Origin of the sequence: Amycolatopsis silviterrae (assembly GCF_042684085.1) — a bacterium.
In the GTDB taxonomy this organism is placed as follows: domain Bacteria; phylum Actinomycetota; class Actinomycetes; order Mycobacteriales; family Pseudonocardiaceae; genus Amycolatopsis; species Amycolatopsis silviterrae.
In genome coordinates this window covers 45,926-67,467 of the sequence record NZ_JBHUKS010000042.1, presented here as the reverse complement: position 1 = coordinate 67,467, position 21,542 = coordinate 45,926, and the positions used below count along the sequence as shown (strand labels likewise).

Below are 21,542 nucleotides of genomic sequence, written 5' to 3'. Positions count from 1 at the left end.
GAAAGAAATCAGCGACGGGAGACGCGGCGCACCCGGACTGCCACGAACAGGCCCACTGCGATCGCTACTGCGGCCAGCACGGCGTACTGGAACACCGAGGCGTACCGGTCGACCAGTGACCAGCTCTCGCCGAGCAGGTAGCCGGCCACGACGAAGGCGGTGTTCCACAGCAGGCTGCCCGCCGTCGTCAGGAGCAGGAAGCGGCCGAAGGGCATCCGTTCGACGCCTGCCGGCAGCGAGATCAGGCTGCGGAAGATCGGCACCATCCGGCCGAGGAACACCGCCTTTCCGCCGTGCCGGGTGAACCACGCCTCGGTGCGGTCGAAGTCGGCGGCGTTCATCAGTGGCAGGCGGCTGAGCAGGGCCCGGCAGCGGTCTCGGCCGAGCAGGGCGCCTAGCCAGTAGACGAGCACGGCTCCGGCCAGCGAGCCCAGGGTTGTCCAGAAGAGGGCTCCGGCCAGGCTGAACGTGCCGCGGCTCGCGGAGAATCCGGCTAGCGGGAGGACGAGTTCGCTGGGGATGGGCGGGAACAGGTTGTCGAGGCCGACGACGATCGCGGCACCGACACCGCCGAGCGAATCCATCAGTCCGACGGCCCAACCCGCTAGGCCGGTGAGGGGTTCGGCGGGGGCGGCGAGTGTGAGGTTCACGGAAGTCCTTTCCGGTGGGGAGTGACGTTCTCGAAGGTAGAAAGCCAAGGCGCGCAACACATTGCTGTCGGCCACCCGGAAAAATGCGGAAAACCGCAGTACGCCGTGCCCCTCGGACTGGCTAGCCTGGCGAACGTGATCAGATCGCGAGTGCCGCGCCGGGCGGCGGGCGTCGGCCTAGGCGCGTTGACGGCGCTCATCGAGGTGCCGTACGTGGTCCTCGCCGCGCCGTTCCTCGTCGTGCCCGCGGTGCGGCCGCGGGTTTTCCGCGGCGCGCGCAGGCTTGCCGAAGTCGAGCGCGCGAGGCTGCAGCGGTTCTTCGACACCAGGAACGGCGACGATTACGACGGCCGTCGCGCCCTCCAGTACCTCGTTCCGCGTGGCTTGACCGGCCTGCTCGCGTTGGGCGTGTGGGTGTGCATCGGCGCGGGTGTCGTGGCCGCGGCCCTCTACTTCGAGCAGTTGATCACCGGACGCGCGCCTGGCGGGCAAGGCACCGGAACTCTGTCGGACTGGCTGCTGATCGTAGTTCTCGCCGCGATCGCGGTATTCCTTTGTGTACAGGGACTGATCGGCGTAGCCGCGCTCGATCGGCGACTGGCGCGGCGGTTCTTCGGGCCGAGCAGTCAGGAACTGTTACGCCGCAGGGTGTCCGAGCTGGCGACGACGCGGAGCGAAGTGGTCGAAGCGGTCAACGGGGAACGCCGCCGGATCGAGCGGGACCTGCATGACGGCGTGCAGCAACGGCTGGTCGCGCTGGGGGTTCTGCTCGGTCGGGCGCGCCGGGCGCAAGACGCGGACAAGGCGGCGGAGCTGGTCCGGCAGGCGCACGAGGAGTCGCAGGAAGCGTTGCGCGAGCTGCGAGAGGTGAGCTGGCGCGTGTACCCGATCGCGCTCGACGAAAGTGGTCTTGAAGCAGCGCTGGAGTCGCTGGCTGAACGGGCGACGATCCCGGTCGATCTCCGTTACGCGCTTGATGAGCCGTCACCTGAGCTGGCGACTGTGGTCTATTTCGTGGCCTCGGAATCCGTCACCAACGCTGTCAAACACGCCAACGCCAGTAAGGTCATTATTGACGTCCGCCGTGGAGAAATCGAGATCACCGACGACGGTTGCGGCGGTGCGAAAGTCGGCACGAGCGGTGGGTTATCCGGGTTGGCTAGGCGGGTAGCGGCGATGGATGGCGAATTCTCCGTACAGAGCCCCGAAAACGGGCCGACCGTAGTGCGGGTGACGCTGCCGTGCGAGTGATCCTGGCCGAGGACGCGACTTTGCTCAGAGAAGGCCTCGTCCGGCTGCTGGCCGAGGAAGGCCATGAGGTAGTCGCCGCGGTCGGCGACGGCGAAAAGCTTCTCGAAGCGACCGCCGAACACCTGCCGGACGTGGTCGTCACCGACGTCCGCATGCCGCCGACCCACACCGACGAAGGCCTGCGTGCGGCGCTCGAAATCCGCGAGCGCTGGCCGGGCACCGGGGTGCTCGTGCTGTCCCAGTACGTCGAGAAACGCTACGCCGCCAAGCTGATCGGCGGTGACGGTGGCCGCGTCGGCTACCTGCTCAAGGACCGCGTGGCTCAGGTCGGCGACTTCCTCGACGCGCTGGACCGGGTCGGTGCCGGTGGCGCGGCCTTCGACCCGGAGGTGGTGCGCCGGCTGGTCGCCCGCACCTCGCACGAGGACGCGCTCGCCCGGCTGACCCCGCGCGAGCGCGACGTGCTGGAGAAAATGGCGCAGGGCCACACGAACGCGAACATCGCGACGCTGCTGTTCGTCTCGCAGAGCGCCGTCGAAAAGCACGCGAACGCGATCTTCGACAAGCTCGACCTGCCGCAAGCGAAGGGGTACAGCCGACGCGTGCTGGCCGTTCTCCGTTACCTCGGCTCGTGAATCACAGCGGCCGTCGCAGGTCCTCCGCGTCGACAATGTGGTACGCGTAGCCCTGTTCGGCCAGGAACCGCTGCCGGTGCGCGGCGTACTCCGTGTCCACTGTGTCCCGCGAGACGATCGAGTAGAAGTGCGCCTGCCGTCCGTCGCCCTTGGGACGCAACAGCCTGCCGAGCCGTTGTGCTTCCTCCTGCCGCGAGCCGAACGTGCCCGACACCTGGATCGCCACCGACGCTTCCGGCAGGTCGATCGAGAAGTTCGCCACCTTGGACACGACCAGCGTGCGCAGTTCGCCGCGGCGGAACTTGTCGAACAGCTCCTCGCGCTCCTTGTTCTTCGTCGCGCCCTGGATCACCGGGGCCTCCAGCTCCGCGCCCAGCATCTCCAGCTGGTCGAGGTACGCGCCGATCACCAGCGTCGGCTCGCCGGCATGCTTGTCCACAATGGACCGGATCACCGGTATCTTCGTCATCGCGGTGGCGGCCAGCTTGTACCGCTCGTCGGAGTCCGCGGTGGCGTACTGCAGGCGTTCGGACTCGGTCAGCGTGACCCGCACCTCGGTGCACTCCGCGGGCGCGATCCAGCCCTGCGCCTCGATGTCGCGCCACGGCACGTCGTAGCGCTTCGGGCCGATCAGCGAGAACACGTCGCCCTCGCGGCCGTCCTCGCGCACCAGCGTGGCGGTGAGCCCGAGCCGCCGCCGCGACTGCAGGTCCGCCGTCATCCGGAACACCGGCGCGGGCAGCAGGTGCACCTCGTCGTAGACGACCAGGCCCCAGTCGCGCGAATCGAACAGGTCGAGATGCTTGTACTCGCCCTTCGTCTTGCGCGTGACCACCTGATACGTCGCGATGGTGACCGGCCGGATCTCCTTCTTCTCCCCGGAGTACTCGCCGATCTCGTCCTCGGTGAGCGACGTGCGCGCGACCAGTTCGCGCTTCCACTGCCGCCCGGCGACGGTGTTGGTGACGAGGATCAGCGTGGTCGCCTTGGCGTGCGCCATCGCGGCCGCGCCGACCAGCGTCTTGCCCGCGCCGCACGGCAGCACGACGACGCCGGAACCGCCCGCCCAGAACGCTTCCGCCGCCTGCCGCTGGTAGTCGCGCAGGTGCCAGTCGCCCTCGTCGAGGTCGATCGGATGCGCTTCGCCGTCCACGTACCCCGCGAGGTCCTCGGCGGGCCAGCCGACCTTCAGCAGCGCCTGCTTGAGCCGCCCGCGCTCGGACGGATGCACGATGACCGTGTCGTCGTCGATCCGCGAGCCCAGCATCGGGCTGATCTTCTTGTTGCGCGAGACCTCTTCCAGCACCGCGCGGTCGGTCGTGGTCATCACCAGGCCGTGCGCCGGGTGGTTGGCGATCTGCAGCCGGCCGAACCGGCCCATCACGTCCACGACGTCGATCAAGAGCGGCTGCGGCACCGGGAAGCGCGAGTACGTGGTGAGCGCGTCCACCACCTGTTCCGCGTCGTGGCCCGCCGCGCGCGCGTTCCACAACGCGAGCGGCGTGATCCGGTAGGTGTGCACGTGCTCGGGCGCTCGTTCCAGTTCGGCGAACGGCGCGATGGCGATCCGCGCGTCGTTGGCGCGCGGATTGTCGACCTCGAGCAGCACGGTTTTGTCGGACTGGACGATCAGGGGGCCATCAGTCACCTCTCCTTTATACGTTCCCTGCCGGACCGCGGCCCGGGGATGCCAAGATGACGGGACGAAGCCGCGGGAGGGGACCCAGTGACCACACCACCGTTCGGCGTGCCGCCGGCCGCGAACCCGTACCAGCCGCTCCCGCAGCAGCCGGTGCCGGGCGGCCCGAAACGGGTGTCGGGCAAGCAGAAGGCGCTCTTCGCCGCCCTCGTCGTCGTGGCGCTCGGGCTCGGCACGCTCGGCGCGTTCGGGTTCGCCGCGGTCGTGCGCGCGTCCGGGCCGCCGGTCGCGGGCAGTTGCCTCTACCTGTCCTCGCTGGGCTCGGAGACGCAGACCTACACCGGAGCCGACTGCTCCGAACGGGCCGCCACCTACCGCGTCGACACCGTCGTCAAGGGCCGGGGCTCCTGCCGCGGCGAGGACTACGTGCAGTTCGAGCTGTACTTGTCCACCCGCAGCACCACCCGGCCGACCCAGACGCTGTGCCTCGCGCTGAACGTCGCGTCCGGCGAATGCGTGCGCGACGTTTCGGACGAGTCGAAGGTCGGCAAGGTCGCCTGCGACGATCCCAAGGCGGAGGCCCGCGCAGTCGTGCACGACGGCGAGCGGTCGGCGTCCAGCTGCGACGACAAGGACCTGTCGCTGGTCTACGCGGGGCCGCCGGTGCGCACGATCTGCCTGGAGCCGACCGGGGCAAGCATCTGAGGTCTACAACGCGTTAGGCAGCATCGCCGCCACGTCCAGGCGGTTGGCGAGCTGCCCGGAGCTGTGCATGAGATCGGCCACGCGCTGCAGCCGGGTCGCGGACAGTGTCGTCGGGTAGCTGCCGAGCGAGATCAGCGCGGCGGTGGTCTGGTCGATGTCGGAGAAGGTCGGCAGCGCGTCGCGCACCTTCGCCGAATCGGACGCGGCCAGCTGGGCCTGGGTGAGGACGTTCCGGAAGGCCGTCAGCGTGCGCGGGTTCGCCGCGGCGAACTGACCGGTCGCGGCGTAGCCCGAGGCGGGGAAATCGAGGGTCGCGCCGGTCGAACCGTCGGCGAGGATCTGCGCCCCCAGCTCCTTCTCCGCGCGGGTGATGTACGGCTCGACCATCAGCGCCGCGTCCGCGTCGCCGGCTTGCAGCGCGGCGGGCATCTGCCCGAACGGCCGGGACACGAACTGGATCTTCGCCTTGTCGACGCCCGCGGTGCCGAGGACCGACCGCGCGGTGAGCGTGCCGACGTCGTCGGGGGAGTCCACCGCGATTTTCGGCGATTTCTTCGCGGTCGGTTCGGTGTATTCGGAGCCGGGCAGCGTGACGAGCGCGATCGTGGTGCGGCCGAACGTGTACGCCTCGCCTTGCAATTGCAGTGCGGTGCCGGAGCCCGCGGCGCGGAACAGGGACACGTCGCTGCCGAACGTCACATCGATTTGCCCGGCTTTCAGTTTTTCCACGCCGTCGCCCGAGCCGAGTTCCACCAGTTGGACGTTCAGCCCGGCCTGGCGGAACTTTCCGGCCGCGACGGCGATCCGCAGCGGGGCGGTGTCGATCGGGCTCGCGACGCCGACCCGCAGCGTCGCGCGTTCCGGTGGTTGCGCTTGTCCAGCGTCACTGGATCCGAACATGGAGCAGCCGCTGAGTGCGAACAACGTCGCCACCAGCGCAAACCTCAGACCGGTCGCTTTCACTCGCCATCCCCTGCCGGGAGAATCTCTGCCTCGTGCTGGATCGTATGGGCCGCTGCCCATACGATCGCCCGCAGGGCTGTGCCCCCGCCAGGGTGGCTTCCCGATCTTTGTGCCCGGAAGCTACCAAGCGGTAGTTTCTGGCCGGAGCCCGATGACGTCCGTGGGCAGAGGTCCCCGCGGTGGAAAAGGAAGCACAGGTGACCCGTCGCGACGACCGTCCCCGTTCGGGTGACGCGACGGATCCGGCTGCCTCGCGCCCGGTCGGCGGCAGGTGGCGGCTGCGGAACTGGCGGCTGCGCACCAAGCTCTTCGTCGTCCTGCTGATCCCCGCGCTGGCCGTGGTCGTGCTGGTCGGCCTGCGGGTCAACAGCGACCTGCGCGACGCCCGCCAGCTCGCCGAGTTCGCCGCGCGCTGCCGGGTCGACACGACGGTCGCCGAGGTGGTGCACCAGCTGCAGCGGGAACGCGACGTCACGGTGCGGTTCGTCGCGGGCGACCGGAAGGGGGCCACCGACGTCCTCGTCGGCCAGCGCACCCGGGTCGACCTGGCGATCGGCGCGTTCGAGCGGTCGCTCGCCGACAGCAAGGCGCGGCTCGACGAGTCCGCGGCGGGCGATCTGCAGCAGAGCGACGACCGGCTGCGCGTGCTTGGCGGCCTTCGGTATTCGGCCGAACACTCGGCGTATCCGGCCGACGCGGTGCTCCGCTCCTACAGCGAGCTGATCTCCGGTCTGCTCGACATCAGCGACACCGCGGCGGCGGACGTCACCGAACCCGACCTGGCGCGGCTGCGGCTGGCCGGAAATGCGCTCTCGCGGATCAAGGACCAGATGTCAGTCAAGCGCGCGGTCATGTCCGCGGCGATCGCGCAGGGCACGCTCAACCGCGACCGGACGCGCGCGCTGCTCGGCGCGGAAGCCGAACTCGCGGCCGCGCGCAGCGACTACCGCACCTTCGCCACTCCGGACGAGCAGCGGATGTACTCGGACACGGTGATCGGCATCGTCGTCGACATCGGCAACGACATGGTCGAGTCGGCGCTCACGCGTACGGAGAACAACCAGTCGCTCTCCGGGCTGGACGCGGACCAGTGGGACACCGCGGCGACGTACACGGTCAATCTCGCCCACCAGGTGCAGCAGGCGCTGCTCGTCCAGCTTCAGGACAAGACGGACGCCCGCGCCGCCAGCGCCCGCGCGTCGACGATCTGGGACGGCGGAATCGTCATCGGTGTCCTGTTGGTCGCCGGTGTGCTGTCGGTCGTGATTGCCCGCTCGCTGCTGCGGCCGCTGCGGATCCTGCGCCGCACCGCGCTGGAGGTCGCCGACCATCGGCTGCCCGAAGCCGTCCAGCGGTTGCTCACCGAGCCCGATCCCGCGCCGGAAAACCTGCGGCACCGGGCGGCGGTCGCGCCGGTGCCGATCTTCACCCGCGAGGAAGTCGGGCAGGTCGCGCGCGCGTTCGACGCGGTGCACGGCGAGGCGGTCCGGCTCGCCGCCGAACAGGCGATGCTGCGCGAGAACGTGAACGCGATGTTCGTCAACCTGTCGCAGCGCAGCCAGGATCTGGTGGAGCGGCAGCTGTCCGTGCTCGACCGGATGGAAGCCGGCGAACAGGACCCGGACACCCTCGGCGGGCTGTTCGAGCTGGACCACCTCGCCACCCGGATGCGGCGCAACAGCGAGAACCTGCTCGTGCTGTCCGGTACCGACCTGGTGCGCGAGGACAGCGGACCGGTGGTGGCCGACGAGATCATCGGGGCCGCACTGTCCGAAGTGGAGGATTACCAGCGGATCGAGGTCGGCCCGGCCCCCGCGCTCGCGGTGCGCGGCGACGCGGTCAACGACCTGGTGCACGTGGTGTCCGAGCTGCTGGAGAACGCCACTCGGTACTCGGGTCCGCAGTCGGCGGTCACCGTGGAGAGCGCGCGGACGCCGGACGGGGCGTGGCGGATCGAGATCACTGACCGCGGTGCCGGCATGCCGCAGGCGGAGATCGACCGCACCAACGCGCGGCTGGCGCATCCGCCGGAGGTCGACGTCGAGGTGTCGCGCCGGATGGGCTTGTTCGTGGTCGCGACGCTGGCCGAACGACACGCGATCGCGGTGGCGCTGCGCCCGGCCGAGGACCGCGGTCTGACCGCGACGGTCGTCGTTCCGGCAGCGTTGATCACCGAAGCCCCGCCGCTGCCGCAGCCGCCCGCGCCGATCGAACCGGAACCCGCGCCGGAGCCGGAGCTGCTGGCTCCGCTCGCGCCGTTGACGCCGGTCGAAGAGCCGGAGGAGCCCGCCGAGCTGGTCGCGCCGACCCTCGACGACGCCGGTCCGCTGCGCCGCGCGCCGGTGGTCGAGGAGGCCCCGTCGTGGCCCATCGAGCCAGCCCGGTCGCATCTGGAAATTGACGCGCCGACGGACCGGATGCCTGCCTATCGCGACGTGCTGTCGCGCTGGTTCGATCTCTCGGCACCGGCGGAGGAACCGGCGGTGCCCGAGCCGCGCGTCGTCGCGCCGATGCCGGAAGTGCCCGCGTTCGAACCGGAGCTGGAACCGAAGCACGCGTACGAAGCGCCGCCCGAGCCGGAGTTCCCGACCGACGACCCGGACGAGGCGGCCCCGGAATGGCCGACGCCGGAGCATCTGGAACAAGAGGACGGGGCCGAGGACACCTGGCCGTTCCTGCGGGTCGCCGACGTGGCGGGCGGCCCCGCAGCGACGGAAGAGGAGCGGCCGATACTCTCGCTTTCCCCCGACGCGGTGCGCGCGCGGATGAGGAGCCTGCAAGGCGGCTTCCGGCGCGGCAGGCACGCCAGGGGGGACGAGACCACCCCGCCACTGGATCGAAACGGATGAGGCATGAGTTCGAACACCGCCCTGCTGGAAGTGATCGCGCTGGGCTCCCACGACGCGGAGCGGGCGCAGGAGGGCGGAGCGGACCGGCTCGAACTTGTCGCCGACATGGCCAGCGACGGACTCACCCCGAGCGAGGCGACGGTCCGCGAGGTGCTCGCGGCCACTGACCTGCCGGTGCGCGTGATGCTGCGCGCGGAGAACACTTTCGACGCCCGCGCGATCGACGAGGTGTGCGCTTCGGCGGCCCGGCTGGTGGCTGCGGGCGCGCAGGAGTTCGTGTTCGGCTTCCTGACCGAGGACGGCGAGGTCGACGCCGACGCGTGCCGCTCGCTGCTGAAGGAGATCGACGGACGGCCCTGGACGTTCCACCGGGCCATCGACCGTTCGCGGAACCCGATCGCCGCGTACGACGTGCTGGCCGAGCTTGGCTGCGACACCGTGCTGGCGGCGGGGCACGCGAACGGGGTCGCTTCTGGACTGTCGGTGCTGCAGCAGCTCGCGCGTCGGACGGACGGCCCGGCGCTGCTGGTCGGCGGTGGGCTGCGGGCGCAGCAGGTGCATTTGCTGCGGGCTGGCGGCGTGCGCGGGTTCCATGTGGGCGGTGCGGTGCGTCCGTCCGGTTGGGACGCTCCGGTGGACGCGGCGGCGGTGCGTGAGTGGGCCGAGCTGGTCAAGGGCTGACGCTCGTCCGCAGGCTCGAAGGTCCGTGAAGGGCTCCTTGAGGGAATCTGATTCCCTCAAGGAGTCTTTCACGGACCTCTGCGGGAGTGGCGCAGTCACCCTGCCCGTCGAGGCCTAGCCGCCAATGCCGGGTACTTGAGCCGGGCGGCCTCAGCTTGCCGACCGTCCACAAAGGACACCAACGTCAGCGAAATGCCCGATTGGTGCCAGAATGCCTGTTTATTCAAGTCTGTGAGGGGCACCCTGAAGGAATCAGATTCCCTCAAGGTGCCCCTCACAGACGACACACCCAGCTCCCAGCCCGCGCCGCCTTGAGACCCTGGCATTGGGCTCGAACGTCCGTGAAGGGTTCCTTCACGGAATCAGATTCCCCCATGGAGTCCTTCACGGACCTCCGGAAACGGCCGGGCAAGGGAACCTCGCCGGGAATTCCAATTCCGGTAAGGTTCCCTTCTTCGCTTGACACCCACAGTGCGCGGCTGAGCGCAACCGGTCCGGAATGTCCCCGGCTTCCGCCTTCCGACGTCCGGTGGTTTCCGGATTTAGCGGGGCATCGCGGCGGGAATCAGTCATCAATGGCGCAAGGGGAAAACAAACCGGCCGCGATAGGTCAGCCAAAAGTAGGTTTCTTTGTTTCGAGGGGTTTTTTAGGGTCAGAGATACGGGTCGGTACCGCGATTTAGCCGGCCCGGTCCCCGCCTCTCGAGAGGAATTCTCATGCGCTTGCGCAAGCTTGTCGCCGCCGCGGTCCCGTTGCCGGCGCTGCTGTGCCTGTCCGTGGCCGGCGTCGCGAACGCCGATCCGCTGGTCGCCCTTTCCGGCAACGCCGCACCGCTCGCCGCCAGCGCGCGGTCCGGCGATGTGGCCGCTGAGCAGCAGATTCCCGCCGCTCTGTCCCTCAAACTGCACAACCAGCAGGCGCTGGCCCGCTTCCTTTCCGACGTGCAGGACCCGGCCTCGCCGCAGTACCACCACTTCCTCTCGCCGGAGCAGTTCACCGCCGCGTTCGGTCCGACGCGGGCCGAGGCCGACCAGGCGGTGAATTTCCTCAAGCGCAGCGGCGCGCAGGGTATTGAGGTTTCCGGAAACCGTCAGGCGATCACCTTCTCGGCGACTGCCGGACAGCTGGAATCCGCCTTCCATACTCGCCTCGGCAATTACACCGACACCGTCACCGGCCGGAAGTTCTACGCGAACGACGCCGCGCCGGAATTGCCCGCTTCGGTGTCCGCGGTGGTCGATTCGGTGGTCGGTCTCGACAACCACGCGGTGAAGCAGCACGCCAAGCCGGCGAAGGCACCGCGCACGGTCAAGCCGGTGACGCCGACCATCCTCAAGACCGCCTACGGCACCAGCGGAATGTCCGCGACCGGGGCGGGGGTGAATGTCGGTTTCGTGGAGTTCGACGGGTACAAGAAGTCGGACATCACCGCGTACGACACGAAGTACGGCCTCAAGGGCGGCACGGTCAGCACGGTTTCGGTGAACGGAGCCAACTACGACTCCAGCCCTGGCGACGGCGAGACCGAGGTCGACCTGGACATCGAGGTCGTGCACGCGCTGGCCGCGCCGGCGAACGACTACGTGTACGAGGCCCCGAACTCCAACGCGGGCGAGCTGGCGATGTACCAGAAGATCGCGTCGGACAAGAAGGTCAGCGTCGTCTCGATCTCGTGGGGCTCGTGCGAGGCGGCGGAAGGTTCGGCCGCGGCCAACAGCGTCGACAAGGCGCTCGCGACCGGTACTGCCGAGGGCATCAGCTACTTCGCTGCCGCGGGCGACGACGGCACCACCGACTGCGCCCGCCAGACCGGCAGCAAGGCGCAGGCCGTGGACTTCCCGGCGTCGAGCCCGAACGTCTCCGGCGTCGGCGGCACGCAGCTGACGGTCAACTCCTCGAACGGCTACAGCAGCGAGACGACGTGGAATGACGGCGCCTCGGGCGGTGCTGGCGGCGGTGGCATCTCGACCATCTTCGCCGCGCCGTCGTGGCAGTCGAAGCAGAGCACGACCAAGCGCAAGGTCCCGGACGTCGCCGCGGACGCCGCGCAGGGTTCGGCGTACACGATCATCTCCGGCGGACAGACCGGGAACGTGTGGGGCACCTCGGGCGCGGCTCCGCTGTGGGCGGGCTTCGCCGCGCTGCAGAACCAGGTCCACAAGGGCGGCCTCGGCAACCTGAACCCGAAGTTCTACGGCATCGGCAACGGTTCCTCCTACGGTTCCGGCTTCCACGACGTCACGACCGGCAACAACACCTTCAACGGCACCACCGGCTTCTCCGCCGGCCAGGGCTACGACCAGACGACCGGCTGGGGTTCGTTCAAGGGCTCCGGACTGTCCACACTGATCGGCTGAGTGCGGCTCTCGTGCGTGCCTGTGCCGGTGCTGACCGGCGCAGGCACGCACGAGTATTTGGCGGATTGACCAAGATCCGGGACGCTGTTTTGATGGCCGGGTGCAGCCTCTCCTGACGTCTAAGCAGCAGGCCCTCGTCGACCGCGCCGCCAAGCTCGCGGACATGTTCGCCGAGCGCGCGGCCGAGCACGACCGGGACAACACCTTCCCGCACCAGAACTACGACGACCTGCGGGAAGCGGGTTTCCTCCGGCTGTCGGTGCCGGAAGAACTGGGCGGAGCCGGCGCCGGGCTGCCGGAAATCCTTCCGGTGCTGGAACGGCTGGCGATGGGTGACGGCGCGACCGCGCTGGCGTTCACGATGCACCTGTCGCCGCTGGGACAGTGGGCGAGCGTGTGGCGGCGCACGAAGGCGCCCCGGCTGGCGGAACTGCTGCGCAAAGCGGTCGACGGCGAACTGGTCTGGGCGTCGATCACCAGCGAAACGGGCCTGCGCAACGACATGACGGACGCGAAGACCCGCGCTGTCCGCGTCGAAGGCGGCTTCGAACTGACCGGCCGCAAGAGCTTCGCGACGAACTCGGCGGTCGCCACGCACTGCTCGACCACCGCCCGCTACGAGGACGCCGACGGCGGCCCGCGGCTGCTGCTGTGCCAGATCGCGCTGGACCAGCCGGGCGTCTCGATTCACCAGACGTGGAACACCATGGGCATGCGCGGCACCCAGAGCAACGACGTCGAACTGGACAAGGTGTTCGTCGAGGACGCGGCGGTAGTGCACTCGCTGCCGGTGAAACACCTCGACTCGCGGGTGCTGGAAACCGTGTGGGCCTGGGCGATGCCCGCGTTCTCGGCGGTCTACACGGGAGTCGCGGCCGGCGCGCTCGACTGGACCGTGCAGACGCTGATCCAGCGCGGCAAGGCGGAAGACCCGGTGCTGCAGGACGTGATCGGCGAATGCCAGATCCTGCTGGAAAGCTCCCGCGCGCTGATCTACCGCCAGGCCGAGGAGGTCACGAGCCGACGCCTGTTCACCGGGGACATCCAGGACGGCGTGGCCCGCAGCGCGGTGGTGAAGTACACAGCGGCCAACAACGCGGTCCAGGTGATGCAGCGGCTGGTCGACGCGCTGGGCGGCATGTCGTACACGAAGGCGCTGCCGTTCGAGCGCATGTGGAGGGACGTCCAGGCGAGTACCTTTATGCCGATGGGCAACCTGGCGACCCGGAAGCTGGTCGGGGCCAACGTGCTCGGCGTGCGGACGCTGCCGGAGATCGGCCCGGACGAGACCGGACCGAACTCCCGCGCTAAGGGCTGAATGGGTGAACCCGGCCGGAACCGGGTGAGTTTTCGCTGTTCACGGGCTATCTTGACCGCTTCGGTCTTGGTGTCCGGGGGAGGGACAGCGAGTGGCGAAACAGAAATACCGAACGCTTGATGACGGGACAGTAATCCCGATCAACGAGGGCGGCGGGGCTAAGGTATTCGTGGCCGGGGTGGCCATAGTCGCCGCTGTCGGAGGTGGGACGGCAGCCGGAGTCGGCGGTGCGGCGAGCGTCGGATCCGGAGCCGCGGAGGCATTACCTGGCAACCTCGCTGGCGACGTAGCGGATTCTCTGCCCGGCCGGAGCCTCAAGACGCGCAAAGCGGAGGCCAAGAAGTCTGCGCAGCGAGGCCGCAAGGACGAGACCTTCAGCCGGTTCAAGCTCAAGCAGCTCAAGCAGGCGGCGAAACACGAGATCGACTGCCTGCTGAACTCCACTGACCGCGTCCGCGAGTACCTCGCGCAGCACCGTTGCACCTCATTGGATCGGAACCTCTTCGCCGTCGGCGACGGGCACGGTAATGCCGCGGTGATTTCCGTTGCCCGAGTTGGGTTTCCCAAGAAGAGCGACGCCGAAGGGTGCGAGAAGGTCGAGGAGGTGCAGGGCAGCGGGGACATCAAACCCCTCGCCGCCACCCTGCTCCGCCTCGCCGACGTGACATTCTCCGGCCACCACTTCCAGTCCAAAGTAGACGGCAAGACGATGGTGGTCGCGGAGACGGAAACCGTTGCCGGACACCTAGACTCCGACACCCTCGACGCCCTCGCCGACGTCTCGGTGCTGTTTCCGAAGCTGTGACTACTTCTTCTCTGAAACGACAGCCTCCGAAGCCTCGGAAGCAGCAGCCTCCGCCGCCTCCTGCTCCGCCAGATCCGCCGCCGCTTGTACTGCCGGACCGTGCAGCAGCCGGGCCACTTCACCGCGCAGCGAAACGAATTCCGCCGATTCGCGCGTCGTGATCTGGTCCCGTTGCGCGGGCAGGTCCACCTTCAGATCCGCGACGATCCGGGCCGGCGACTTCGACAGCACCAGCACCCGGTCGCCGAGGTACACGCTCTCGTCGATGTCGTGCGTCACCAGCAAAACCGTCGTGCCCTGTTCGACCTGGACGCGGCGCAGCAGGTCCTCCAGCTCGAACCGCGTCTGCGCATCCACCGACGCGAACGGCTCGTCCATCAGCAGCAGCGCCGGACGGCTCGCCAGCGCGCGGGCGATCGACACCCGCTGCTGCATGCCGCCGGACAGCTGCCATGGGTACTTGTTCTCGGCGGCCGAAAGCCCGACCGCGGCGAGCGCCTCGGCGGCCCGGGCGCGCCGGGTCGCCTTGTCGAGTTTGCTCCAGCGCAGCGGGAATTCCACGTTCTTCGCGACCGACAGCCACGGGAACAGGGAACGGCTGTAGTCCTGGAACACCACGGCGAGATCGTCCGGCACCGAAGTGACGCGGTCGCCGTGCAGGCTCACCGTGCCCGCGGTCGGCGGGATCAGGCCGGCGATCGCGCGCAGCAAAGTGGACTTGCCGCAGCCGGACGGGCCGACGATGCACGCCAGCTGCCCGGCCTCGACCGTGAACGACAGTTCGTTGACCGCCACGTGCGCGGACTCGCCGCTGCCGTAGCGGTGGCTGAGGCCGGAGACCTCGAGCATGGTCGACATAACGGGAAAACCTTCCTAGTTGCGGCCGGGCTGCCAGCCGAGCACCCGGCGTTCGATGCCGAGCAGCGCGGCGTTGAACCCGTACCCGAGGATGCCCAGCAGCACGATCCACGCCCACATCTGGTCGAAGTCGTACGAGCGCTGCGCGGCGAGCAGCGCGTAGCCGATGCCGTTGAGCGCGCCCACCAGCTCGGAGATCGCCATCAGGATCAGCGAGATCGACAGCGACACCCGGAGCCCGGCGAAGATCTTCGGCAGCGCCGAGGGCAGCACGACCAGCCCGATCCAGTACCGCTTCGGCGTGCGGAACGCGCGCGCCGTCTCGACCTTGACCTTGTCGACCGAGCGGACGCCGTCCACGGTGTTCATCAGCACCGGCCACAGCGAACTGAAGATGATCGTCGCGGTCTGCATGCCCGGCCCGATGCCGAACAGGATGATGAACACCGGCACCAGCGCGGGCGGCGGGATCGCGCGGAAGAACGCGAACAGCGGTCCCACGTAGTCCATCCCGGTGCGCGAGCGGCCGAGCACGGTGCCGAGCGCGACGCCGATCACCACCGCCAGCAGCCAGCCGCCGAGCAGCCTGCCGAGGCTCGGCAGGATGTGGTCGAACACCGGGTCGCCGAGGAACAGCTGCGAGGCCGGGCCGGAGAACCACAGCTTCGCGGCCGCGGCGGCGATCTTCGACGGCGGCGGGAAGAACACGCTTTCGCTCAGCTGAGTCGCGATCTCCCACAGCACCACCAGAATCGCGAACAGCAGCCACTTGCGGGCGAATCCGCTGAGACCGCGGCTCACCCGGCGCGTGACGGTGGAGGGCTTTTCGACCACACTCACGCGGCGGCTCCTTCGACAGCGCTGCTCCAGCGGAACAGCCGGTTGCCCAGTCGTTCCAGTCCCTCGTTCACGAGGTAGCCGAGGATCCCGGCGACGACCGTTCCGGCGAGCACCAGGTCCATCCGGCCCGGCCCGGAACTGGCTTCGAGCACGAACTGCCCGATGCCGAGTTTCGCGCCGGCCAGGAATTCCGTGCTGATCACCAGGATCAGCGAAATCGCCGCGGACAGCCGGATCCCGGTGAACACGAACGGCGCGGCGTGCGGCAGCGCGACCGAGGTCAGCACTCGCGCGCGCGGAGTTCCGTAGGTGCGCGCGGTTTCCAGCAGCAGCGGGTCGATCTCAGCCAGCGCGTAGATGGTGTTGAAGAGAATCGGCCACACCGCCGCGTACACGGCCAGCGTGATCTTCGCTTCCGGACCGCCGCCGACGACGATCAGCACCAGCGGAATCAGGGCCACCGAAGGGATCGGCCGCAGGAATTCGACGATCGCCTTGGTCGCGTCGCGCAGCCAGCGGACGCTGCCGAGCAGCAGGCCGGCGGGCACCGCGATGGCGATCGAGATGAGCAGCGCGATCATCCACGCGAGCACCGAGGCGACCACGTCGCGGACGAATTCGACGTCGCCGAACAGTTCGCCGATCCTGGCGAACACGACGGTCGGCGGGGGCAGGTCGTTCTGGTCGATCAGACCGGCCCGCACGACGGCCTCCCAGATCAGGAGGAAGCCGAGCAGGCCGGTCAGGTTCCGGACGAGGCGCACGTCAGGACGCGTTCGCCTGCGGGACGATCATCGACTGCACGTCGATCTTCGACTGGATGGAACCGAACTGCTGCAGCAGGTCGGGCACCCGCTGGATGCGCCGGGCGTCCAAAGTGGACTGGAAGGTCAGCAGGTTCGTGATCTTCGCGGTCGCCTCGTCCACCTTCGAGAACTGGATCATCAGCGGCTCGATCTTGGAACGGTCGGCCGCGTCCTTGGTGGCGCGCAGCATCGCGCGCTGGAACGCGGCGACGGTCTTCGGGTTGGCGTCGGTGAACTTGCCGAGCGAGCCGTAGCCCGCGGTCGGGAAGTCCTTGGTGCCGCCGGAAGCGGTGTCGACGACCTCGACCGTCCCGTTGACCTTCGCCGACTGCGTGATGAACGGCTCGGTGAGGAAGCCCGCGTCGATGTCACCGCGCTTGACCGCGGGGCCGATGTCCGGGAACCGCAGCGAAACCCACTTCACGTCGTTGAAGTTCACGCCGTTGTCGCGCATGACCGACTTGGTCAGGGTGTCGCAAATCGTGTTGGTGGCGGTGATCCCGATCTTCTTGCCCGCCAGGTCGCGTACGGTCTTGATGCTGCTGGTCGGCATCGCCACGACCTCGGTGCTCTTCGGACCCGCCGAAGAGGCGTCCGCGACCAGCTTGATGTCCGCGGCGCCCTTGCTCTTGGCGATGAAGAACGGCGTGTAGCTCGCGTAGGCGATGTCGACCTCGCCCGCCTGCAGCTTCTGCAGCGACGCGTCACCGCTGGCCGCGTCGACGGCTTCGACCTCGAGCCCCTCGTTCTTGAAGTAGCCGTTTTGGACGGCGAGGTGGAAGGGCACCACGTCGATCGTCGGCATGATCGAGACCTTGATCTTGGCCTTCTCGACCCCCGAGCCGCCCTTCGAGCCGCCCGAATCCTCCGATCCGCCCAGCAGGCCGCAGCTGCTGGCCGTCAGCGCGACACCGCCCGCCATCGCGAACGACAGGAACCCCCGCCTGCCGTAATTGCGCCGGCTCACCGCTTCATCAAACAAGGTCGCTCCTAGCAAATGGGCCCGCGTCTGGCATGGACGCGGGGGGAAGGTGGCTCATTGTCCGGAGTCACGCGGCTACTGTAGAGAACCAGCACGATCACTCACAATGGGTGTTCATATACGATTCAGAAGTGGTACTGGTCACTCGATCAGGTGATCGAATCCGCTGGTATGCCCGGGTATGTGAACGACCCGTGGGTGCCCGATGGGCCTTGATCCGCTGCCTGGGTGCTCTCCGGGCAACTTCTGGAGGGTTACAAATCATCCAGGCTTTCGCTACCCTCTGCTCCTGCAGTGTGAGGTGTGGACCACCGATGTAGTGAGAGCAGGACATGCGAAAAGGCTCTCCGCGCACGCCGGCGGCAAGCCGGTGAAGGGTGGCCTCGGCCGAACGGACCAAGAGATCGACCACGTGCGGGGACCGAACGTCATGCCAGACCTGAACCGATTCCGTGTCCGAGGCGACGGGCAACCGCACCGGGAAGTCGATCTTTTCACTCGAAAGGGTGTAACAGTCCGGGCCGCGGTCCAGACCACTCAGGTGGCGGATGACCAGCCGGGAGCGTGCGCGTAGTGGCCACGAGCACGGCAGGTCCGGAATCGACGGGCTCCTCGGGCCCAGACGGTGGTGCGGCGGTGCCGAACGAAGACACCTCGGGGGCGGGGGAGGCCTCCGGTCAGGACAACGCGGGGACCGCGCAGCAGCGGTCCTGGCTCGCGCTCGGCAACTGGCGGCTGCGGTCCAAGCTCGCGCTCATTCTCCTCATCCCCACGATCACCGCACTGGTGCTCGGTGTCCTGCGCGTGGTCGACGACGTGCGCTCGGCGGTCGACCTCAACCACACCGCCAACCAGGTCGCCTTCGCCGAGAAGGTCACCGCGGTGGTGCACGACCTGCAGCGCGAGCGCGCGCTGGCGGTGATCCGGATCGCCTCGGCCGACCCGCTGCGCCAGACCGGCCTCGACGCGCAGATGGCGAAGGTCGACCGGGACGTGGACGACCTGCGCAACGCCGCGGTCAACCTCGAAAACGACAACCAGGCCACCAGCGACCGCTACGCGCGCGGCCTCCAGCGCCTCGACGCGCTGCGCCCGCTGCGCGCGGCGATGACCACGTCGGCTTACTCCGACCGCGCGGTGCTCGACACCTACTCTTCCGTGCTCGACTCGCTGATCCGGCTCGGCCGCGAGGTCGCCACCGCGACCACCGACCGCGACCTGCTCCGGCTCGGCACGAGCGCGCAGGCGATCAGCGAGGCGAAGGAGTACATCCTCCGCGGCGACTCCGCGCTGCAGATCGCCGCGTTCCGGGACAACTTCCCGGGCAACCTGATCGACGAGACCCGCGCGTCGGAGGCGAGCGGCGACGCGTCGATCACCGCGTTCCTCGCCAACGCGACCGGCGACCAGGTCCAGCTCTACAACGACACCTACTCCGGCCCCGAGGTCGACGAGCGTCGGCGTTTGCAGACACAAGCGTTCTCGTTCGCCCAGCAGGGCAAGCCGCTGGACCTCGACGGCACCCGGCTCGGTCAGGACTCCACCGTCGCCGCCGACAAGCTGCGCGCGGTCGAGGTCAACCTGCTGACCCAGCTGCGCGCGCAGGCCGACGAACTGGCCAGCAACGCGGTGCGGTCGGCGTGGGTCGGCGGGGTCATCGTCCTCGCCGCGCTGGTCGCCGCGCTGATGCTGATGCTCGTCATCGCCCGGCTCATGCTGCGCCCGCTGCGGGTGCTGCGGAAGACCGCGCTGGACGTCGCCTACACCCGGCTGCCGGAAACCGTGCAGGCCATCCTCGACGACCCGGACCCGGTCAACGCCTCGAAGAAGGCGGTCGACCCGGTGCCGGTCCTCACCCGCGACGAGATCGGCGAAGTGGCGCGCTCGTTCGACGTGGTGCACGAGCAGGCGGTCAAGATGGCCGCCGAACAGGCACTGCTGCGCGAGAACGTCAACGGCATCTTCGTGAACCTCTCCCGGCGGTCGCAGCGGCTGGTGGAACGCCAGCTCGGCGTGATCGACCGGCTCGAGGCCGACGAGCAGGACCCGGACCATCTCGCGAGCCTGTTCGAGCTCGACCACCTGGCCACCCGGTTGCGCCGGAACGGCGAATCACTGCTGGTGCTTTCGGGCGCGGGCCTGGCGAAGTCGGTGCCGAAGCCGGTGCCGGCCGCCGACGTGATCGGCGCGGCGGTGTCGGAGATCGAGCAGTACGCCCGGATCGAGATCGGCATCGTGCCCGAGGTCGCGGTGCAGGGCCTCGCGATCCACGACCTCGTGCACGTGCTCGCGGAACTGCTCGACAACGCGACGTACTTCTCCGAACCGGAAACCAAGATCACTGTCCGCGCGGTCATCACGCGCAAGAAGGCGCTGGCGATCCAGGTCACCGACCACGGCGTCGGGATGACCGAGGAGCGCCTCGCCGAGGTCAACGAGCGCCTCGCCGACCCGCCGGACCTGGACGTGTCGGTGACCCGGCGAATGGGTCTGTACGTGGTCGCGCGGCTGGCTCAGCGGCACGGCATCGAGGTGCGGCTGCGCGAGAACGAGGACATCGAAGGCGGCGTGATCGCCCGCGTGGTGGTCCCGGTCGAGCTGCTCACCCAGGTCCGGACCGTCGCGCCGACGATGCGGAACACCCCGCCGCCGCCGAACCGCAACGAGGTCTCGCACCCGAGCCTCCCGCCGCTGAACCGCGAACCCGAGCCGCCGAACCCGCTTCCGCTCGCCCCGCCGCCCGCGGCCGCCGAGCTGACCGAGGCGATGGGCTCGACCGGCGGCGGGTCGGAGAACGGCGGCCTGGTCCCGCTCGACCAGCCGATCAGCCTCGACGACCTGGTGGCGGGCAACCGGGCGGCCGGTCCGTTCCTCAGCCCGGCGACGCCCGCCGCGGAAGCCCCGGCGTGGCCGACCGCGGAGGACCTCGCCCCGCTCACCCGTGAGTCCTACGGCGAGGGCGCGAGCCTGGCGCAGACCGAATTCCCGCCGCTGGTGCTGCCGAAGCGGGAACCGAAGTACGTCGCGCCGGAGACGCCCGCCGAGCAGCCGCCCGCCGAGTCGGACGGCTCCGCCGCGCTCGAGGACGACGTGCCCACCCGGCGGCTGCCGATCTACCAGTCGGTGCTGTCGCGCTGGTTCAGCGAGGGCGAGGACAACGAGAACGGTGCCAGCGGTACTGGCGCCGCCGAATCTTCCGCGCCGGAGCCGGAAACCGCCGAGGCCCCGGCTCCGGCCGAACCGGAGGAGACCCGGGCCGAGCCAGAGCAGCCCGCGGCCGCGGTCGAGGCGACGCCGCTCTACCCCGGTTCCGACGAACCGGGCGACGACAGCTGGCACAGCGTCTCCGACGAGGGCTGGCAGGCGGCGCAGTCGCTGCTCGAATCCAAGAACGAGGAGGTCACGTCCGCCGGGTTGCCCAAGCGCGTGCCCAACGCGTACCTGGTCCCCGGCTCGATCGGCAACGCGCCGGAACCGGCGCAGGCGCAGAACTCGTTCACCGACGCGACCGCGGGAATGCCCGGATCGGGTGCGATGGCCCGCTCGGCGACGGCCGCCCGCAGCCGGATGGCAAGCTTCCAGCGTGGGTACAAGTCCGGCAGGCACGCGCTGAAGGAGCGGCCGCCGGAAGCCCGGCTAGACGACGACGGGGTTCGCGTCACCGGGGCCGGGTATGTGAGCGACAGCAGTGAGGAGCGAGAGTGACACGGGCGGGAGTGCAGCCGGGAGGCGGCTCGGTGCAGCCGAACGGCAGGCAGGCCGGCGGCAGCGCGGCGAGCAGCTTCGCATGGCTGATCACGGACTTCGTCCACCGGGTGCCCGGTGCGGCGCACGCGGTGGTCGTCTCGGCCGACGGTCTGCTGCTCGCGTCTTCGCGCGGGCTGCCGAAGGACCGGGCGGACCAGCTTGCGGCCGTCGCCTCGGGGCTGACCAGCCTCGCGCGCGGCGCGGCCAAGGTGTTCGAAGGCGGCCCGGTCGCACAGACCGTGGTCGAGATGGCGAATGGATTTCTCTTCCTGATGTCGGTGTCCGACGGATCGTGCCTCGCGGTGCTCGGCTCGCCGGAGAGCGACATCGGCTTGGTGGTGTACGAGATGACGCTGCTGGTCGAACGGGTCGGCCAGCAGCTGACACCGGAGATGCGGGCACAACTGCAGGGCGCTGCGGTCCGTCGCTAGGCGGACCTAGGACTACAGGAGTAA

The 21,542-nt window shown here is 69.0% G+C and carries 17 protein-coding genes; 10 read left to right on the top strand and 7 right to left on the bottom strand.

Annotated elements, in window-relative coordinates; all coding sequences use genetic code 11:
• Positions 1–8: 8 nt before the first annotated feature.
• Positions 9–650 carry a DedA family protein gene (locus tag ACFSVL_RS46375; protein WP_378314525.1) on the bottom strand — a complete coding sequence of 214 codons (642 nt, stop codon included), beginning with the start codon at positions 648–650 and terminating at the stop codon, positions 9–11.
• Positions 651–785: 135 nt separating this feature from the next.
• Here ACFSVL_RS46375 and ACFSVL_RS46370 point away from each other — a divergent pair, with 135 nt between their 5' ends.
• Both ACFSVL_RS46370 and ACFSVL_RS46365 read left to right on the top strand, forming a co-directional pair.
• Positions 786–1,901, top strand: coding sequence for a sensor histidine kinase (locus ACFSVL_RS46370; protein WP_378314523.1), 1,116 nt, complete (start codon positions 786–788; stop codon positions 1,899–1,901).
• Positions 1,892–2,536 (top strand): response regulator transcription factor, encoded by a 645-nt coding sequence (locus ACFSVL_RS46365; RefSeq protein ID WP_378314521.1) that lies wholly within the window; start codon positions 1,892–1,894, stop codon positions 2,534–2,536. Before ACFSVL_RS46370 ends, ACFSVL_RS46365 begins: the two co-directional genes overlap by 10 nt.
• A 1-nt stretch (position 2,537) precedes the next feature.
• On the opposite strand, the gene ACFSVL_RS46360 is transcribed toward ACFSVL_RS46365, so the two are convergent.
• A complete protein-coding gene (locus ACFSVL_RS46360) occupies positions 2,538–4,184 on the bottom strand; it encodes a DNA repair helicase XPB (RefSeq protein WP_378314519.1) in 1,647 nt (548 codons plus the stop codon).
• Positions 4,185–4,262: 78 nt separating this feature from the next.
• Between ACFSVL_RS46360 and ACFSVL_RS46355 the strand changes: the two genes are divergently transcribed.
• Positions 4,263–4,880 carry an LppU/SCO3897 family protein gene (locus tag ACFSVL_RS46355; RefSeq protein WP_378314517.1) on the top strand — a complete coding sequence of 206 codons (618 nt, stop codon included), beginning with the start codon at positions 4,263–4,265 and terminating at the stop codon, positions 4,878–4,880.
• 3 nt (positions 4,881–4,883) lie between these two features.
• On the opposite strand, the gene ACFSVL_RS46350 is transcribed toward ACFSVL_RS46355, so the two are convergent.
• Positions 4,884–5,780, bottom strand: coding sequence for an ABC transporter substrate-binding protein (locus tag ACFSVL_RS46350; protein ID WP_378314601.1), 897 nt, complete (start codon positions 5,778–5,780; stop codon positions 4,884–4,886).
• Positions 5,781–6,040: 260 nt separating this feature from the next.
• Between ACFSVL_RS46350 and ACFSVL_RS46345 the strand changes: the two genes are divergently transcribed.
• The 5 genes from ACFSVL_RS46345 (at position 6,041) to ACFSVL_RS46325 (ending at position 13,854) form a co-directional block, all read left to right on the top strand.
• Complete coding sequence (locus ACFSVL_RS46345; RefSeq protein WP_378314515.1) at positions 6,041–8,692, top strand: sensor histidine kinase; 2,652 nt, start codon at positions 6,041–6,043, stop codon at positions 8,690–8,692.
• 3 nt (positions 8,693–8,695) lie between these two features.
• Positions 8,696–9,373, top strand: coding sequence for a copper homeostasis protein CutC (locus tag ACFSVL_RS46340; RefSeq protein ID WP_378314514.1), 678 nt, complete (start codon positions 8,696–8,698; stop codon positions 9,371–9,373).
• Positions 9,374–10,090: 717 nt separating this feature from the next.
• Entirely contained in the window at positions 10,091–11,731 is a 1,641-nt protein-coding gene (locus tag ACFSVL_RS46335; protein ID WP_378314512.1) for a S53 family peptidase, read from the top strand.
• Positions 11,732–11,831: 100 nt separating this feature from the next.
• On the top strand, positions 11,832–13,049 hold the full coding sequence (locus ACFSVL_RS46330; protein ID WP_378314510.1) for an acyl-CoA dehydrogenase family protein: 1,218 nt from the start codon (positions 11,832–11,834) through the stop codon (positions 13,047–13,049).
• Positions 13,050–13,140: 91 nt separating this feature from the next.
• On the top strand, positions 13,141–13,854 hold the full coding sequence (locus tag ACFSVL_RS46325) for a hypothetical protein (RefSeq protein WP_378314508.1): 714 nt from the start codon (positions 13,141–13,143) through the stop codon (positions 13,852–13,854).
• Here ACFSVL_RS46325 and ACFSVL_RS46320 read toward each other — a convergent pair whose 3' ends face one another.
• The 4 genes from ACFSVL_RS46320 to ACFSVL_RS46305 are packed head-to-tail and all read right to left on the bottom strand — an operon-like array spanning position 13,855 to position 17,280.
• The gene (locus ACFSVL_RS46320) at positions 13,855–14,712 is read right to left on the bottom strand and encodes an ABC transporter ATP-binding protein (RefSeq protein WP_378314506.1); all 858 of its coding nucleotides are present in this window, start codon (positions 14,710–14,712) and stop codon (positions 13,855–13,857) included. It abuts the gene before it with no gap.
• Positions 14,713–14,727: 15 nt separating this feature from the next.
• Positions 14,728–15,552, bottom strand: a complete 825-nt coding sequence (locus ACFSVL_RS46315; RefSeq protein ID WP_378314504.1) for an ABC transporter permease — start codon at positions 15,550–15,552, stop codon at positions 14,728–14,730.
• Positions 15,549–16,316, bottom strand: a complete 768-nt coding sequence (locus ACFSVL_RS46310; protein WP_378314502.1) for an ABC transporter permease — start codon at positions 16,314–16,316, stop codon at positions 15,549–15,551. Before ACFSVL_RS46310 ends, ACFSVL_RS46315 begins: the two co-directional genes overlap by 4 nt.
• A 1-nt stretch (position 16,317) precedes the next feature.
• The gene (locus ACFSVL_RS46305) at positions 16,318–17,280 is read right to left on the bottom strand and encodes an ABC transporter substrate-binding protein (protein ID WP_378314599.1); all 963 of its coding nucleotides are present in this window, start codon (positions 17,278–17,280) and stop codon (positions 16,318–16,320) included.
• Between the two features lie 696 nt (positions 17,281–17,976).
• Between ACFSVL_RS46305 and ACFSVL_RS46300 the strand changes: the two genes are divergently transcribed.
• Together ACFSVL_RS46300 and ACFSVL_RS46295 are read left to right on the top strand one after the other, a co-directional pair.
• On the top strand, positions 17,977–21,045 hold the full coding sequence (locus tag ACFSVL_RS46300) for a sensor histidine kinase (RefSeq protein WP_378314500.1): 3,069 nt from the start codon (positions 17,977–17,979) through the stop codon (positions 21,043–21,045).
• Positions 21,042–21,518 (top strand): roadblock/LC7 domain-containing protein, encoded by a 477-nt coding sequence (locus tag ACFSVL_RS46295; RefSeq protein ID WP_369871052.1) that lies wholly within the window; start codon positions 21,042–21,044, stop codon positions 21,516–21,518. The genes ACFSVL_RS46300 and ACFSVL_RS46295 overlap by 4 nt, the downstream gene beginning before the upstream one ends.
• Positions 21,519–21,542 lie beyond the last annotated feature (24 nt).

Excerpts from the sequence above, each read along its gene's own strand:
- ACFSVL_RS46350 (WP_378314601.1), bottom strand. The coding sequence starts at position 5,780 with ATGTTCGGATCCAGTGACGCTGGACAAGCGCAACCACCGGAACGCGCG.
- ACFSVL_RS46340 (WP_378314514.1), top strand. The coding sequence starts at position 8,696 with ATGAGTTCGAACACCGCCCTGCTGGAAGTGATCGCGCTGGGCTCCCAC.
- ACFSVL_RS46335 (WP_378314512.1), top strand. The coding sequence starts at position 10,091 with ATGCGCTTGCGCAAGCTTGTCGCCGCCGCGGTCCCGTTGCCGGCGCTG.
- ACFSVL_RS46320 (WP_378314506.1), bottom strand. The coding sequence starts at position 14,712 with ATGTCGACCATGCTCGAGGTCTCCGGCCTCAGCCACCGCTACGGCAGC.
- ACFSVL_RS46305 (WP_378314599.1), bottom strand. The coding sequence starts at position 17,280 with ATGGCGGGCGGTGTCGCGCTGACGGCCAGCAGCTGCGGCCTGCTGGGC.